This is a genomic window from Nocardioides litoris (genome assembly GCF_006346315.1).
GTDB classification, from domain to species: Bacteria; Actinomycetota; Actinomycetes; order Propionibacteriales; family Nocardioidaceae; genus Nocardioides; species Nocardioides litoris.
Genome location: NZ_VDMR01000002.1, coordinates 44718 through 59658, shown reverse-complemented (window position 1 = coordinate 59658; position 14941 = coordinate 44718). Strand labels below are relative to the sequence as shown.

14 protein-coding genes are annotated in these 14941 nt (G+C 75.7%); 8 read left to right on the top strand and 6 right to left on the bottom strand.

The window, feature by feature from the left end; translation table 11 throughout:
- Positions 1-34: 34 nt before the first annotated feature.
- Both FJQ57_RS08490 and FJQ57_RS08485 read right to left on the bottom strand, forming a co-directional pair.
- A complete protein-coding gene (locus FJQ57_RS08490) occupies positions 35-553 on the bottom strand; it encodes a LytR C-terminal domain-containing protein (RefSeq protein WP_139979288.1) in 519 nt (172 codons plus the stop codon).
- A complete protein-coding gene (locus tag FJQ57_RS08485) occupies positions 550-852 on the bottom strand; it encodes a type II toxin-antitoxin system VapB family antitoxin (RefSeq protein WP_139979286.1) in 303 nt (100 codons plus the stop codon). Before FJQ57_RS08485 ends, FJQ57_RS08490 begins: the two co-directional genes overlap by 4 nt.
- A gap of 47 nt (positions 853-899) precedes the next feature.
- Between FJQ57_RS08485 and FJQ57_RS08480 the strand changes: the two genes are divergently transcribed.
- Positions 900-2501, top strand: a complete 1602-nt coding sequence (locus FJQ57_RS08480) for a helicase HerA-like domain-containing protein (RefSeq protein WP_139979284.1) — start codon at positions 900-902, stop codon at positions 2499-2501.
- Positions 2502-2572: 71 nt separating this feature from the next.
- On the opposite strand, the gene FJQ57_RS08475 is transcribed toward FJQ57_RS08480, so the two are convergent.
- Positions 2573-2797, bottom strand: a complete 225-nt coding sequence (locus FJQ57_RS08475; protein ID WP_139979281.1) for a hypothetical protein — start codon at positions 2795-2797, stop codon at positions 2573-2575.
- Positions 2798-2889: 92 nt separating this feature from the next.
- On the opposite strand from FJQ57_RS08475, the gene FJQ57_RS08470 reads away from it, so the two are divergent.
- A complete protein-coding gene (locus FJQ57_RS08470; protein WP_139979279.1) occupies positions 2890-3354 on the top strand; it encodes a nuclear transport factor 2 family protein in 465 nt (154 codons plus the stop codon).
- Positions 3355-3533: 179 nt separating this feature from the next.
- Here FJQ57_RS08470 and eccCa read toward each other — a convergent pair whose 3' ends face one another.
- Positions 3534-7589, bottom strand: coding sequence for a type VII secretion protein EccCa (gene eccCa, locus FJQ57_RS08465; RefSeq protein WP_139979277.1), 4056 nt, complete (start codon positions 7587-7589; stop codon positions 3534-3536).
- A gap of 117 nt (positions 7590-7706) precedes the next feature.
- Here eccCa and FJQ57_RS08460 point away from each other — a divergent pair, with 117 nt between their 5' ends.
- The 5 genes from FJQ57_RS08460 (at position 7707) to FJQ57_RS08440 (ending at position 12799) form a co-directional block, all read left to right on the top strand.
- Entirely contained in the window at positions 7707-9104 is a 1398-nt protein-coding gene (locus tag FJQ57_RS08460) for a hypothetical protein (RefSeq protein ID WP_139979275.1), read from the top strand.
- An 87-nt stretch (positions 9105-9191) separates the two neighbouring features.
- Complete coding sequence (locus tag FJQ57_RS08455; RefSeq protein ID WP_139979274.1) at positions 9192-9542, top strand: WXG100 family type VII secretion target; 351 nt, start codon at positions 9192-9194, stop codon at positions 9540-9542.
- Positions 9543-9619: 77 nt separating this feature from the next.
- On the top strand, positions 9620-9925 hold the full coding sequence (locus FJQ57_RS08450; protein ID WP_139979272.1) for a WXG100 family type VII secretion target: 306 nt from the start codon (positions 9620-9622) through the stop codon (positions 9923-9925).
- Between the two features lie 41 nt (positions 9926-9966).
- Entirely contained in the window at positions 9967-11358 is a 1392-nt protein-coding gene (gene eccD / locus FJQ57_RS08445; protein WP_139979270.1) for a type VII secretion integral membrane protein EccD, read from the top strand.
- 7 nt (positions 11359-11365) lie between these two features.
- Positions 11366-12799, top strand: coding sequence for a type VII secretion protein EccB (locus FJQ57_RS08440; RefSeq protein ID WP_139979268.1), 1434 nt, complete (start codon positions 11366-11368; stop codon positions 12797-12799).
- Positions 12800-12841: 42 nt separating this feature from the next.
- On the opposite strand, the gene FJQ57_RS08435 is transcribed toward FJQ57_RS08440, so the two are convergent.
- Complete coding sequence (locus FJQ57_RS08435) at positions 12842-13183, bottom strand: hypothetical protein (protein WP_139979266.1); 342 nt, start codon at positions 13181-13183, stop codon at positions 12842-12844.
- A gap of 185 nt (positions 13184-13368) precedes the next feature.
- Between FJQ57_RS08435 and FJQ57_RS08430 the strand changes: the two genes are divergently transcribed.
- A complete protein-coding gene (locus FJQ57_RS08430; protein ID WP_139979264.1) occupies positions 13369-13800 on the top strand; it encodes a helix-turn-helix domain-containing protein in 432 nt (143 codons plus the stop codon).
- 94 nt (positions 13801-13894) lie between these two features.
- Here the strand turns inward: FJQ57_RS08430 and FJQ57_RS08425 are convergent, their stop codons facing one another.
- Entirely contained in the window at positions 13895-14698 is an 804-nt protein-coding gene (locus tag FJQ57_RS08425) for a hypothetical protein (protein ID WP_139979262.1), read from the bottom strand.
- Positions 14699-14941 lie beyond the last annotated feature (243 nt).

Sequence of the window (14941 nt, the reverse complement as noted above, 5' to 3'; positions counted from 1 at the left end):
CGGCGAGGCGGCCGTACGGCGAGGCGGCGAGGGGTCAGCTGAGGGCGGCGGGACCGCAGACGGTGCTGTCGGCGCCGGCCTTGACCTGACCACGGCCGTCGCGGACGCCCTCGAAGTCGTCACCGACGACGACGGTGACGCCGGCCACGGTCGAGGCGCGCTCGACGAGCTCGACGTCGCCGCGCAGGTAGCTGCGGACCAGCCGGATGGCGGGGCCGCCGCCGGTGGTCGACCACACCTGGGCCGAGCGCACGCCCTCGTCGCGCTGGTTGGTCACCTCGCCGCGGGCGAAGCCGGCGTCGACCAGGGCGTCGAGGGTGGCGCGGGCGCGGCCGGCCTGCGTGCCGGCGTTGACGACGCTGACCGTCACGCCGCCGGGCCGCACGACGTCGCCCGCCGAGATGGCCTCGTCGACGCAGATCGGCGGGTCGGCCGACTCGGGGAACGGCTCGGTGACCGCGGCCAGGCCGCGCTGCACCGCGAGGAGCAGCAGGAGCGCGAGGACCACGAGCGTCGCCACCGTGCGCAGCTGGGTCGCCGCGCGGGGGCTCACGAGGCCTCCTCGAGCTGGTGCACCCGGGCGTGCAGGACGTGGCGCTGCTGCAGGGCCGCGCGGAGCGCCCGGTGCAGGCCGTCCTCGAGGTAGAGCTCGCCGCGCCACGCCACCACGTGGGCGAACAGGTCGCCGTAGAACGTCGAGTCCTCGTCGAGCAGGGCCGCCAGCTGCAGCGTGTCCTTGGTCGTGACCAGCTGGTCGAGGCGCACCTGGCGCGGCGGCACCGAGGCCCACGCGGCGGAGGTGAGCCCGTGCGCGGGGTAGGGGCGGCCCTCGCCCACGCGCTTGAAGATCACGCCGGGAGTCTAGGGCGTGCCCTGCGGGCCAGCCCTATCCTCCTGGCATGAGCGACTCCGGGGACGCCGCCCCGCCCAGCACGCCCAGCACGCCCGCCGAGGACCCGATCAGCGCCGCGGTCCGGGCGGGGTACACCTTCGAGGGACCCGCGCTGGAGCTCGGCGGCCTCATGCTCGACGCCGAGACCCTGACCCAGGTGCCGGTGCGCGTGCCGCTGGGGATGCTCAACCGGCACGGGCTCGTCGCCGGCGCGACCGGCACCGGCAAGACCAAGACGCTCCAGCTGATGGCCGAGCAGCTCAGTGCGGCCGGGGTCCCCGTCTTCGCCGCCGACGTCAAGGGCGACCTGTCCGGCCTCGCGACGCCGGGCGAGGGTGGGGAGAAGATCGTCGCCCGCGCCGCCTCGGTCGGCCAGACCTGGACCGCGGCCGGCTTCCCCGTGGAGTTCTACGCCATCGGCGGCGAGGGCACCGGCGTCCCGCTGCGGGTGTCGATGTCGGGGTTCGGGCCGGTCCTGCTGAGCAAGGTGCTGGGCCTCAACGAGACCCAGGAGTCGAGCCTCGGCCTCGTCTTCCACTACGCCGACCAGGCGGGTCTGCCGCTGCTCGACCTCGCCGACCTGCGCGCCGTCGTCGCCCACCTCGTCAGTGACGAGGGCAAGCCCGAGCTCAAGGCCCTCGGCGGCCTCTCGCCCGCCACCGCCGGTGTCATCCTGCGCGAGCTGATCACCTTCGCCGACCAGGGCGCCGACGCGTTCTTCGGCGAGCCGGAGTTCGAGTCCGCCGACCTGCTCCAGACCGCGGCCGACGGCCGGGGGACGATCTCGCTCGTCGAGCTGCCTCGGCTGGCCGACCGGCCGGCGGTGTTCTCGACGTTCCTCATGTGGCTGCTGGCCGACCTGTTCCACGACCTGCCCGAGGTGGGCGACGTCGACCGGCCCAAGCTGGTGTTCTTCTTCGACGAGGCCCACCTGCTCTTCCGCGACGCCTCCGACGCCTTCCTCGACCAGGTCGCCCAGACCGTGCGGCTCATCCGCTCCAAGGGCGTCGGCGTCTTCTTCGTGACCCAGAGCCCGACCGACGTGCCCGACGAGGTGCTCGCCCAGCTCGGGTCACGGGTCCAGCACCAGCTGCGCGCCCACACCCCCAACGACGCCAAGGCCCTCAAGGCCACCGTCAACACCTACCCCGAGGGCGGGTACGACGACCTGGGGGAGGTCATCACCTCCCTCGGCATCGGCGAGGCCGTGGTGACGGTGATGAACGAGCGCGGAGCGCCGACGCCCGTCGCCTGGACCCGGCTCCGGGCCCCCGAGTCGCTCATGGGGCCCAGCGACCCCGCGGCCATGGAGGCGGCGGTCACCGCCAGCCCCCGGCACGCCAAGTACGCCGCCGCCGTCGACCGCGAGAGCGCCCGCGAGGTGCTCGCCGCCCGGCTCGAGGCCGGCGCCGCCGCGGCGGGGTCCGAGCCGGAGCCGGCCCGCGCGCCCCGGAAGGAGGCGCCCCGCCGCCCGTCGAAGCGGGTCGTGGCCGAGGAGCCCGGACTCGTGCACGACGTCGTGACGTCGGCGGCGTTCAGAGACCTCCTCCGCACGGCCACCCGCGAGGTGGTCCGGGGGATGTTCGGGACCGGCCGCCGGCGTCGCTAGCCGGTCCCCGGTCCCCTGTCCCCGCTGACCCCTCGCGGCGACGGGTCAGCGGGTCAGCGGGGGACCAGGGGTCAGGCGGTCCAGCGCACCGACTCGTCGACGAAGTCGGCCAGGGCGTGCACGCCGCGCAGGTCGTCGCGCTTGCCCATGAGCTTGACGACGCCCTGGGAGTGGCGGTTCTTCAGCGCCGCCCGCTGCTCGAGCCGGCGGTCGACGGTGGCGGTCGGGCCGGCGGTCAGGCTGGTGGTCAGGCTGGCGGTCGGGCTGGTGGTGGGGGTGAGGGTCTTCTCGTCCATGCGCACCAGCGTGTGGGGGCAAGTTCTCCGGCAGGTTGACCGAGGGTTACAACCACGTCTCGCGGCCACGTGATCCGCCTTACATTGCTCCGGTGACGACCCTCGAGGACCTCATCGACGTCCACGACATCAGCCAGCTGAAGTACCGCTACCTGCGCTGCCTGGACACCAAGGACTGGGACGGCTTCGCCGCCTGCTTCGTGCCGGAGGCCACGGCCGACTACAACGGCCTCACCTTCGCCGACCGCGCCGCCCTCGTCGACTACATGCGCACCAACCTCGGCGACGGCCTGATCACCCTGCACCAGGTCCACCACCCCGAGATCACCGTCGACGGCGACTCCGCCACCGGCCGCTGGTACCTCGAGGACAAGGTCGTCGTCGAGGCCTTCCGCTTCCAGCTCGAGGGCGCGTCGTTCTACGAGGACCGCTACGTCCGTACGCCGGAGGGCTGGCGCGTCACGCACACCGGCTACGTCCGCACCCACGAGGTCCACCACCACCTCGACGACACCCCGCGCGTGAAGGTGACGGGGGCCGGACAGGGCCTGCACTGATGGTTGGTCCTGGCCGGGCTGGCGCGGGAATTGCCGCCGCCACCCACCCGGGCAGCGACGGCAAGAAACACCCCGCGCCACCCCACCCGAGACGTGCCTGGCTCCGCTCGGCCTCGATGGTCAATCGGTCAGGCCCGGTCGACGCGTCCTGGGGTGGCGCCGGAACGGTCCGAGAAGGGCTAGAGGGAAGGTTCGGTCCAGGCGGTCTGGACGGTCTCGACGCCGCGCTCGCGGGTGACGAGGCGGCCGCGGCCCGGCGGGAGGGGCGTGGGGCGGAGGTTGCCGACGAGGGGGCCCTCGTCGGGCGAGCCCGAGAGCAGCAGCTGGGGCATCGCGAGGTCGCGGATGCCCTGGATGACCGGCTCGTAGAGCGCCCGGGACGCCCCGCCCGAGCGGCGGGCGACCACGAGGTGCAGGCCGACGTCGCGGGCCTGCGCCAGCAGCGGCTGCAGCACGGCGACGGGCGAGGCCTGCTGGGTCGAGACGAGGTCGTAGTCGTCGACGACCACGAACACCTCGGCGCCGGTCCACCAGCTGCGGTTGCGCAGCTGCTCGGGCGTGACGTCCCCGCCGGGCAGGCGGCTCTCGAGGTAGGTCGCGAGCTCGCGCAGCGCCGGGCCGGCCTGGGCGGCGGAGGTGAGGTAGTCGAGGAGGAAGTCCTCGGGCACCTCGCCCAGCAGCGACCGGCGATAGTCGACGACGACCAGCTGCGCGTCCTGCGGGGTGCGGCCACGCACGACCTCGCGGCACAGGGCCCGCAGGAGGGCGCTCTTGCCGGAGCCGCCGTCACCGAGCACGAGCAGGTGGGGCTCGGTGTCGGGGTCGAGCGCCACGGGCGCCAGCTGCTTCTCGTCGACACCGAGGTGGAGGCGCCGGGCGAGCGCCGGGTCGACTGCCGCCTGGTCGACCTCGGGCCCCAGGCCGGCGAGCTCGAGGACCCGGTCGAGCCCGACGACGTCGGGCAGCAGCCGCAGCTTCGGCCCCTCGGGACCCCGCCAGGCGGCGCGGGACCGGGCGACGAGCGCGGCGAGCCCGTCGGCCGCGGAGGCCGGGTCGCCGTCCCCGTCGATGCGGGGCAGCGCGGTGAGCACGTGCAGCCCGCCGGCGACCAGGCCGCGCCCGGCTCGGCCCGTGGGCACCAGCGCGGCGGCCCGCCGGTCGACCTCTGAGTCGGTCGGGTCGCCGAGCCGCAGCTCGACCCGGGTGCCGAGGACGTCGCGCATCGCGGCCCGGAAGTCGGCCCACCGGGTCGCCGAGGCCACGACGTGGAGACCGAAGGCCAGGCCCCGCGCGGCCAGGGCCTGCACGACGGGCTCGAGGTCGTCGAAGTCGGAGCGCAGCCCGCCCCAGCCGTCGACCACCAAGAACACGTCGCCGTGCCCGTCGTCGGCGCGGCCCTGGGCCCGGCGGGTGCGGTAGCTCTCGACGGAGTCGATGCCCTCGGTGCGGAAGTACTCCTCGCGACGGTCGACGAAGGCCTGCACCTGCGCCACCGCCCGGCGTACGGCGTCGGGCTCGCCGCGCGTCGCCACGCCGGCCACGTGGGGCAGGCCGGCCAGGGCGCCGAGCGCGCCGCCGCCGAGGTCGAGGACGAAGAAGGTGGCGTCGAGCGGGGTGGCGACCAGCGAGAGCGTCGTGACGAGGGTGCGCAGGGCCGTGCTCTTGCCGCTGCGCGGGCCGCCCACGACGCCGACGTGGCCGGCCGCGCCGGTGAGGTCGACGGTGAGGGTGTCGCGCCGCTGCTCGCGCGGACGGTCGATGGTGCCGAGCGGCACCACGAGGCCGCCCGCGGCCCGCCAGCGCGGGGAGACCAGCCCCAGCGCGGGGTCCTCGACGAGGTCGGGCACGAGGCGGTCGAGGGTGTCGGGCCGGTCGAGCGGCGGCAGCCAGACCTGGTGGGCGGGCGTCCCCTGCCCGGCCAGGCGGCGCACGGCGACCTCGAGCAGCGTGGCCTCGGGGGCCGATCCGTCGGCGTCGCCCGCGGGCACCGGCTCGGGGTCGGGGTCGGTCTCGAAGGCGACGACCTCGGAGATGCTGAAGGGGAGGATGCCCCGCAGGTGGCCGCCCTCGTCGCGCGGCGCCGGCCGTCGGGTCGTGACCGGGGGAGCGGAGACGTAGGCGGCCTGGAAGCGGGTGAGCGTGGCCGGGTCGGGCTTGAGCAGGCCGAGCCCGGGCACGGCGGGCAGCTCGTAGGCGTCGGGCACGCCGAGGACCGCGCGGGACTCCTGGGCGCTGAAGGTGCGCAGCCCGACGCGGTAGGACAGGTGGGACTCGAGCCCGCGCAGCCGCCCCTCCTCCAGCCGCTGCGAGGCCAGCAGGAGGTGCAGGCCGAGCGAGCGACCGGTGCGCCCGATCGTCACGAACAGCTCGAGGAACTCCGGCTTGGCCGAGAGCATCTCGGAGAACTCGTCGACCACGATGAGCAGCGACGGCAGCGGCACGAGGTCCTCGCCCGCCGCCCGGGCGCGCTCGTAGTCGCGGACCGAGGCGAAGCTGCCGGCCCGCCGCAGCACCTCCTGGCGCCGGACCAGCTCGCCGGTGAGGGCGTCCTGCATGCGGTCGACGAGCGTGAGGTCGTCGGCGAGGTTGGTGATGACGGCCGAGACGTGGGGGAGGTCGGCCATGCCGGTGAAGGTGGCGCCGCCCTTGAAGTCGACGAGCACGAGGTTGAGCTGGTCGGGCGGGTGGGTGAGGGCGAGCCCGAGCACCAGGGTGCGGAGGAACTCCGACTTGCCCGAGCCGGTGGCCCCGATGACCAGGCCGTGCGGGCCCATGCCCTGCTGCGCGGACTCCTTGAGGTCGAGGTGGACCGGCGCCCCGCGCTCCCCGAGGCCGACCGGCACCCGGAGCCGGTCGCGGGCCGGGCGGGTGCGCCACGCCGCCCGCGGCTCGTAGGCGTGCACGTCGCCCAGGCCGAGCAGGTCCATCACGTCGGCGGGTCCGGTGGCGGCGCCGGCGGCGTCGGCGCCCGGCGCGGCCACCGCGCCCTGCAGCGGCGTCAGCCGGCGGGCGAAGGCCTCGGCCGTGGCGATGTCGCACTGGTCGGCGCGACCCAGGACCGGTGCCTGGCGCAGCCGGGCCAGCTCGGCCGGGACACGCCCGTCGGCGTCGGCGTCGTCACCGAGCCGGACCCGCACGCGGTGGGGGTCGTCGAGCTCGGTCGCGCCGCGGGGCAGGTCGAGCACGGTGACCCCGTCGAGGCCGCCGGGGGGCACGACCGGCCCGCCCGGGGCGGCCTCGACCCCGTCGAGGACCAGCAGGACGTGGGGGAGCGAGGAGCGGTCGCCGGCGGCGTACGGCGGGCGGTCGCGCAGCCCGGCCGGGAGCATCGCGGCCAGGTCGGTGGCCGAGGCCGAGACCATCCGCATCGGGCCGACCGCGTCGCGCTCCTCGGCACTGAGCGCGTGCGGGAGCCACTTCAACCAGTCCCACCGGGCCAGGTGCTCCTCGGCGCACAGCACGGCCACGACGAGCTGGTCGGGGGCGTGGAAGGCCGTCGCCTGGCACACCAGTGCCCGGGCGAGCGCGCGCGGCCGGTCGTCCGGGCCGTGCACCGCGACCCGGTCGACGGCGCGCAGGTCGAGCGCGGCCGGCAGGTCGGGCTGCACGCGGTGGACCTGCAGCAGCCGGTGGAGCGCCGAGACGGCCGCGGGGTCGGCGTGGTCCTCGGTGGTCGAGTCGGGCGGGACCAGCTCGAGGGTCAGGGCCTGGGTGCTGGTGCCCCAGCGGACGTGGAGCCGCCGCGGGTCGCCGCCGCCGCGCTCCCAGACCCGGCTGCGCTCCTCGGCCAGGGCGGGCAGGGCCTCGGGCGCGGGGTGGTGCCAGGTGAGGGCGTCGCGCTGCTGCCGACCGGCCTGGCGGACGAGCGAGCGGACGCCGGCGAGGTAGCGGAGGTACTCGGTGCGGGACCCGCTGACCTGCTGCCCGCGCTGGCGGCGCTGGCGGTCGACCTGGAGCACGACGAACCCGACGGTGGCCAGCAGGAACATGCCGGCGGCGAGGAGGCTGCGGACGCCGGCCTCGGAGCTGGCCCCGGCGCTGCGGGTGATGGTCGCGACCAGCACCACCGAGCCGAGGCTGCCCAGCATCGGGATCGCGGTGAGCGCCACCCCCGACACGCCCTCGCCCGGCTGCAGCCGCGGCGGCGCCTTGAGCACCAGCTGGCCGCTCGGGGGCTCGGGCCGCTCGCGGCCCGCGGGCGCCGCGGGGCGGGCGGGGGTCGGCGTCGTCGTCACGGGGGTCCGTCCGGTCGTGCCGCGACCCGGCGGCCGCGACCTGCGGCGATGATAGGGCCGGGCGCCCCCCGGACCGGTCCGGTGCGCGCCCCGTCCACAGGCCGCGGAGGAGGCGCGATGAGCAGCACCCGCTCGAGCGGCGCCGACCTGCTCGCCCTCAGCGTCCACGGGCCGGCGGGCGTCGTCGACCTGCAGGTGCCCTCCGCGGCGTCGGGTGCCGACGTCGCCCGGGAGTACGCCCGCCAGGCGTCCCTGCGCGCCGTCCCCGCCCTGCACACCCGTCTCGGTCGGCCGCTCCCGGCGGGCGCCTCGCTCGCCGACGCGCGCGTGGCGACCGGGTCGGTGCTCGTCGCGACGGTCGCCGACGACGACCCGAGCGGTGGCACCCGTCGTCAGCGGCGACCGCGCACCCGACGCTCCGAGCCGCCCGGCCCGGGCCGCGCGACCCCGCTGGCCGCCGGAGCGCTCTCGGTGCTGTGGTGCGCGGTGGCCGTCGGCGCCGTCGCCGTGGCGGCCTGGTCGGCCACCCGCACCCCGGACGCCTCCGCGGCCCGCACGGCCACCGTCGTGCTGCTCGCCGTCGCGACCGCGGTGGCCCTCGTGCCCCTCGGCGCGCTCGCCCGGCACCGCGTCGTCGGTGCCCCTGCCTGCGCGGGGGCGGCCGCGGCGGTGGTGGTGCAGGACCCCGGGTCTGGTCTCGGCCTGCACGCGGTCGCCCTGGCGGCGGGGTGCGCCGCTGCCACTGCCGCCCTCGCCTGGGGCCTGCGCCGCGGACGCGACGAGGGCCTGCGGGTCTGGCTGGCGGCCGCGGGCACCGTGGCGGTCGTCGCGGGCCTCGGGGCCGTGGTCGAGGTCGAGCCGCAGGCGGTGTGGGCGGTGCTCCTGCTCCTCGGGGCGCTGGCCGCCCGCTGGGTGCCCGCGCTCGCCGTCACCGTGCCCGACCACCACCTGCTCGACCTCGACCGGCTCGCGGTCTCGGCCTGGACCGCCCACGACCGTGCCGGGGCATGGCAGCGCCCGGTCGTGCCCCGCGAGGCCGTCGTCGACGTCGTGGAGCGCGGCGCGCGGACCGTCCGGGCGGCCTCGCTCGCCACCGCCGTGGTGGTGCCCGCCGCTGCGGTGCTGCTGCTCCACGAGATGACCCGCGCCGTCGACCTGGTGGGCGCCCGGCTCCTCGTGGGCCTCGCGGGCGCCGCCGTGCTGCTCGCCTCGCGCAACCACCGCCACCCCGCCGCGCGCCGCCTGCTGCGCCTCGCGGGGCTCGCCTGCTGGGCCGCGCTCGCCCGGGTGCTCCTCCTCGACGGGGACGGCGGCGCCCTGGTCGTGCTCGCCGCGGCCGCCGTGGTCCTCGGGGCCGCGGTCCTCGCCGCCGCGGTGGCCCTCGGCCGCGGGTGGCGCTCGACCTGGTGGAGCCGGGCCGCCGACGTCGCCGAGACCGCGTGCGGCGCCCTCGCGATCGGCGCGGTCGTCGTCGCCTCGGGCCTCGTGCGGGCCCTGTGGACGATCGCCGGCTGACGTTTCCGCCCCTCGACGGCCCGGGCACCCCGGTCGGCACCGCGCCACCGGCGCGGGCCACCGCACCGCCGAGCAGAGGAGCACCCCATGGACCACCCCACCCCCGGCCACCCGTCCGGCCACCCGTCCGGCCACCAGTTCGGGCACGGCGAGGGCACCCTCGCCCGCGGCGCCGACCTCGTCGCCGAGGCCCGCGCCGACCTGACCGCGACCAACGCCCGGCTCAGCGACCTCGTGGGCAGGCTGCGGGCCGGCTGGCAGGGGCGCGGCGCGACGTCGTTCTTCGCGCTGCACCAGGCCTGGCACGACCGCCAGAGCCGGGTCGTCGCGACCCTCGACGAGCTCTCGACCTCGCTCGGCGACACCGAGCGCGCCGACGCCGCCACCGACGAGCAGCAGGACGCGGCCTTCGCGCGCCTGGCGACCCGCCTCGGCTGACCCGACCCACCGCCCGACCCGACCCGACCCGACCCGACCCGACCCGACCCGACCCGACCCGACCCGAAGGAGCACCCATGTCCACCCAGCCCGCCGGCGCCATCCGCGTCGACCACCTCGCCCTCGACAGCACCGCGGAGTCGATGCGCCGCTGCGTCGCCGACATCGGCCGTCGCCTCGACCGCCTCCACAGCGAGCTCGCGCCGCTGCGCGAGGACTGGACCGGCGAGGCCCAGCACGCCTACGCCGCCGCCAAGGCGGCGTGGGACCGCACGGTCGCCGAGATGCGCGACCTCCTCGACCTCACCCAGGGTGCCGTCGTCACCTCCAACCAGGACTACCGCGACGCCGACCGCCGCGGGGCGGCCCGGTTCGGGCACTAAGGTCCGGGGGACACCCGTCCGAGCACCCCAGGAGGATGACGATGAGCCAGGCGCCCGCCGGCACCTCTGGCCTCGTGCGGGTCACCGTCGCCTCGGGCACCCGGCGCGTCGACCTCGTGCTGCCCGGGGCGGTGCCGGTCGCGGAGCTGGTGCCCGAGCTGGCCCGCAGCGTCGGCCTCCTCGACGCCGCCACCGTGCACGGGGGCTACCGCCTCGTCACCGCCGACGGCCAGCGCCTGGCCGGTGACGCCGGCCTGGTGCTCCAGGGCGTCGAGGACGGGGCCGTGGTCACCGTGACCGCCGGCGTCGACGTCCCCGTGCCCCCGGTGTACGACGACGTGGTCGAGGCCATGGCCGACGTCGTCGAGCGGCAGCTCCGCCCGTGGTCACCCGAGGCCGGCCGGCGCACGGCGCTCACCTCGGCCGCGCTGCTGCTCGCCCTCGGCGCGGCCGCCCTGCTCGCTCTAGGCACCTCCCTCGCGGGCGCGGCCGCCGCGGCCGTCGCGGCGGTGCTGCTCGCGGGCGCCGTCGTCCTCGGTCGCGCCCACGACGAGGGCGAGGCCGCGGTGACCGTCGCCTGGACCGCCGTCGGGTACGCCGCCACGGCGGCGCTCGTGGTCGCCCACGACGAGCCGCTGCTCGGCGAGCGGCTCGCCCTCGCGGGGGCGGCGGCCGCCGCGGCCGGGCTGCTGGCCGTGATCGGGCTGGGCGCGGGTCGCGCGCTGCTGCTGCCGGCCGTGGTGGTCGGGGCGGTGCTGGGCGCGGCCGGGCTCGTCGTCGCCGGGACGGGGGCCGACCCCGACGTGCTGCTGGTCTGCCTGACGACGTTCGTCGTCCTGGTCGGCAGCGTCTTCCCGTGGCTGGCGCTCGGGGTGACCGGCACCCGCGCCGCCGCGCCCGAGGTCCCGGCCGCTGCGGCTGCGACGGCCGCGGCGCCCGGCCCGGTCGACCCGCAGGCGCTGCCGGCCGCCGTCGAGGTCGATGCCGAGCGGGTCGCCGCCGACGCGCGCGTCGCCCACGAGATCCTGCTCGCCATCACCGTCACCGTCGGCCTGCTGCTGGTCAGCGCCGCGCCCCTGGCCGTCGGCCTCGGCCTGGCGGGCACCCTCCTGGCCGCCGTGGCCTGCGTGGTCGTGATGCTGCGCACCCGTCAGTACCGCGCCGGTTCCGAGGTCGTCGCGGGCGTCGTCTCCGGGGTCGCCGGCCTGGCCGTCGTGGTCGTCACCGTGCTGCTCACCCGGGAGGAGTGGCGCCCGACGCTCGCGGTCGTCCTCGCTGCCGGCGGGCTGCTGCTGCTCGCGCTGACCCTGGTCCCGAGCGGGCCGTCGCTGCGGCGCGGCCGGGCGGGCGACCTGCTCGAGAGCGCCGCCCTGGTCGCGCTGGTCCCGCTGCTGGTGGTCGCCGTGGGCGTCGTCGACCTGGTCCCCGCCTGAGGCGCCCGTGGCGACCAAGAAGGACCTCGTCGAGGCCCACGCGTTCAGCCGCCGGCGGCTGGTGGCGGCGTTCGTCTCCGGTGCGCCCGGCGGTCGCGAGGTCGAGCCCGCCCGTCCCGCCCGCACCGTCGCCGCCGGGCTGGCCGTGGCCGTCCTGGTGCTGGCCGGCTCCGCCGTCTACGGCGCCCTGGCCTCGCCCTCCACCGCCGACCTCGACACCCCCGGCCTGGTGACCGAGCGCGGCACCGGCTCCTCCTTCCTCCTCCTGCCCACCGACGACCCCGACGACGGCGACGCCCTCGAGCTGCGCTCGTTGGCCAACGTCACCTCGGCGCTGCTCGTGCTCGGTGACGGCGTCCGCGCGAGCGAGGCGACCACCGAGGAGCTCGCCGCGCTCCGGCGCGGCGCCCCCGTCGGGATCCCCGACGCCCCGGAGGCACCGCCCCCGGCCGACGACCTCGTGCAGGGCGGCTGGGTCGCCTGCACCGCCGACGGCGCCGGCACCCGCGTCTCGGCCGGCTCCCCCGACGACGGGGCGGCCGTGGACGCCGCCGTGGCCGGGCTGGTGCGGTCGACCACGGGCGACCTCTTCCTGCTGGCCCCGTCCGCGGAGGGCGGAGTGCACGCCCTGCCGGTCCCGTCCGGCCCCACCGACCCCTCGCCCGACCCCGTGCTCGACGCCGTCGCCGCCACGCCGGCCGACGCCGCCGTGGTGGTGCCCGACGCGTTCGTCGAGCTGCTCCCCGCCGGCGCCCCGCTGGCCCGCTCGACGTTCGGCCTCGACGACGCCTCGCTCGGCTCGCCCTGGCCCGTCCGGACCGAGGTCGCCGACCTCGCCGTCCGGGCCCGCGCCCAGGTGGGCGACCTGCTCGAGGTCGACGACCGCACCTACCTGACCACCCCCGACGGCGTCCGCCCCCTCGACGCCTTCGAGCGCGCCGTGTGGCGGGCCGTGGGCCGGGTCGGGACCGACGCGCCGGCGGTCTACGACGACGTCGCGTCGCTCGGTGACGTCGACTTCACCGCGGGGGAGCCCACGTCGTGGCCCGCCGCCCCGGTGCCGAGCTCCGCACCGGCGACCGCGGGCCTGTGTGCCGTCCTCGACACCAGCGGACCCGCCCCGGCCGTGCTCCTGGCCACCACGGACGCCGGCAGCCCCGTCGCCGCTGACGGCCTGGTGCCCGACGCGGTCGCCCGGTCGGTGGCCCCCGGTCGCGGCGCGCTCGCGCGCCCCGAGGCCGACGCCCCGCCCGTGCTCGTCGACGACCGCGGCACCGCCTCCGAGCTCGGCGACGCTGACGTGCAGCGGCGGCTCGGCTACGCCGGCACCGAACCCGTCGTGGTCCCCCCGGCGTGGCTGGGCCTGTTCGCGCCCGGACCCGACCTCACCGTCGCCGCGGCCCGCTGTCCGGACACGCCCGACGACTGCCCGGGGGCCTGAGCGGCCTGAGCGGCCTGCGCGGCCTGGACGGTCGGTGTCGCGTCAGGCCTGTCCGGCGGCTGGCGCGTCGTCGTACGCCGCAGGGGCGCCGGCGCGCAGCAGCTCGTCGGGGAACGCGGCGGGCCACGCACCTGCAGGCGCGTGGGGCGCCCGGGGGGCGAACCGCCACCGGCGCACGCCGACGTCGTCACCGCCGTCCTCGTGCCAGACGAGCACCCCGTCGTCGGGCCGGCGCTGCAGCGGCCGGCCGAGGGCCAGCGCCGCCGGTGTCGTGCCGTGCTCCCACAGCCATCGCGTCACCGCGCGCCGGACGGGCGCGGGCGCGCCATCGAGCGGGCGGAGCAGCGTCAGCTCCGTCGGTGTGCAGTGCAGGTACCTGCGCATGTCGCGCCCCATCGAACCCCCCGAGAATGGCGTCGAGCCTCCAGGGAACCAGAGCGAGGGCCGTGTCGTCCCCCTGGCACAGGTTCTGTCCACAGTTGACGACGGGGACTGGTCCGGTGGACCACCGCCCCAGACGCGCGACGCCGGCCCCGACCCGTGCGGGTCGCGAGCCGGCGTCGAGTGCCGTGCGGCTGGCGGAGGTTCTGGGACGGTATTCCAACCACACCGCCACGGGTCTGAGCGTCAGGGCCGTTCGTGACGGCGCGTCGGTCGGCGTGCGCGACGAGCCGTGGGACGCGCCGAGGCTGGTCGGGACTACCCGTATCCGTCGCCTCCTCGCGAGAGAGTTGGACGCGATGATCGCGGACTATGAAGGCGGCATGGGTTGCGTATTGCTGTCACGCAAGTACGGGATCGGCGAGAACACGGTGCTCGCCAGGCTGAAGGAAGCCGGTGTCGTAATCCGGTCGAAGGGGTCTCTCGACCCCGAGACAGTGCGGGAGATGGCGTCTCTTCGTGCGGGTGGCTGGACGCTCAATGCGCTGGCGGACAGGTACGGCACGACACGACAGACGGTCGCCGCATATCTTCGGCGCGCCTACGTTGTCCTGCGATAGCGCACTCTTCGCGGGAGATCCGTGCACCTGAACTGCGTCGTTACGCAAAGCAACTTCTCAAGACCCGCGTCGGCACGAGTGGGCGACGTGGCGGCTAACGCCAAGGAACGCCGCTGTCCGCTGGCGCTAGGCGATCGAAGATCGTGAAGTCGAGAGTCCGCAACCAGTCCTGGACCTCGACGCCGAACGCCTCATACAGGAACGACGCCGTGCAAACCCAGAAGTTCTCCATCATCAAGTTCCAGGGGTCCTTCACGACGTAGTCCTGGTCGTACTCGTCTATGTCGAGCGAGAGAAGGCCATGCGTCGTAAGTTCTTGGGTCGTCTCCCCAAACGTCTGGTCCATCCCGTGCTTGACACGGTTCTCGACCGTGGCGATTGGCAACCGCACGCTCGCATCCCCCGGGTCTCCGAAGTCGTACTTTCTGGTCTTGTCGTCTCGAGAAGTCACCAGCCACACAGCAAGGAACTGGGCCAGCATGTCCAGCGCTGGTTGGGAAAGTCGTTCCAGACACGATCTGGCTTCCTCGAGAGCTGCCAGGAGACTCTTCCTGCTGGAGTCGTCGGTGAACATCATCGACTCGGCCAACCCTGCCGCTGTTGACGCGGCATTTGAGGGGCGAAGCGAGATGTCAAGCAACCCGGTGGCAGTACGCACTCCAGTGAGTTCTTCCTCCACCGCAGCCATGACCGCCTCTGAAACCTTGGTCTCGTGGGCGGCCTTGAGGGCGCGCATCTTCTCGATCGGGAAGAACTTCTCTCCCGTTTCTGGAGAATCGACGTCGCGGCCGTGGGTGGCGCACATGAGGACGAGGTTGTCGAAGGCACGTCGTTCCTCCGCCGTTTCCGGTCCACCGCCTCGCGGGCCGCCCTTCTCGGCGCCGACGATATGAGCCACGGTTCCAATCCATCCCCCAGTCGGGGAAACGAGGGGAAGACCGCACCCAGTCATCGCGCAACGCCCACCCGAGGCGAACATTAGTCGGCGCATCACAGGTGTAGTAACGGGCAAGCGGGTACCCTTCTTGGTCAGCGACTTCTTCTTCGGGTCAGACTTCGCCACGTCAAGATCTTGTCATCTAGTCTGCTGGCCCCTGATCGACCGCTGTGCGTTCGCGAGATCAGCTGGCTGCATCGACAC

Excerpts from the sequence above, each read along its gene's own strand:
- FJQ57_RS08480 (WP_139979284.1), top strand. The coding sequence starts at position 900 with ATGAGCGACTCCGGGGACGCCGCCCCGCCCAGCACGCCCAGCACGCCC.
- FJQ57_RS08475 (WP_139979281.1), bottom strand. The coding sequence starts at position 2,797 with ATGGACGAGAAGACCCTCACCCCCACCACCAGCCCGACCGCCAGCCTG.
- FJQ57_RS08460 (WP_139979275.1), top strand. The coding sequence starts at position 7,707 with ATGAGCAGCACCCGCTCGAGCGGCGCCGACCTGCTCGCCCTCAGCGTC.
- FJQ57_RS08455 (WP_139979274.1), top strand. The coding sequence starts at position 9,192 with ATGGACCACCCCACCCCCGGCCACCCGTCCGGCCACCCGTCCGGCCAC.
- FJQ57_RS08450 (WP_139979272.1), top strand. The coding sequence starts at position 9,620 with ATGTCCACCCAGCCCGCCGGCGCCATCCGCGTCGACCACCTCGCCCTC.
- eccD (WP_139979270.1), top strand. The coding sequence starts at position 9,967 with ATGAGCCAGGCGCCCGCCGGCACCTCTGGCCTCGTGCGGGTCACCGTC.
- FJQ57_RS08435 (WP_139979266.1), bottom strand. The coding sequence starts at position 13,183 with ATGCGCAGGTACCTGCACTGCACACCGACGGAGCTGACGCTGCTCCGC.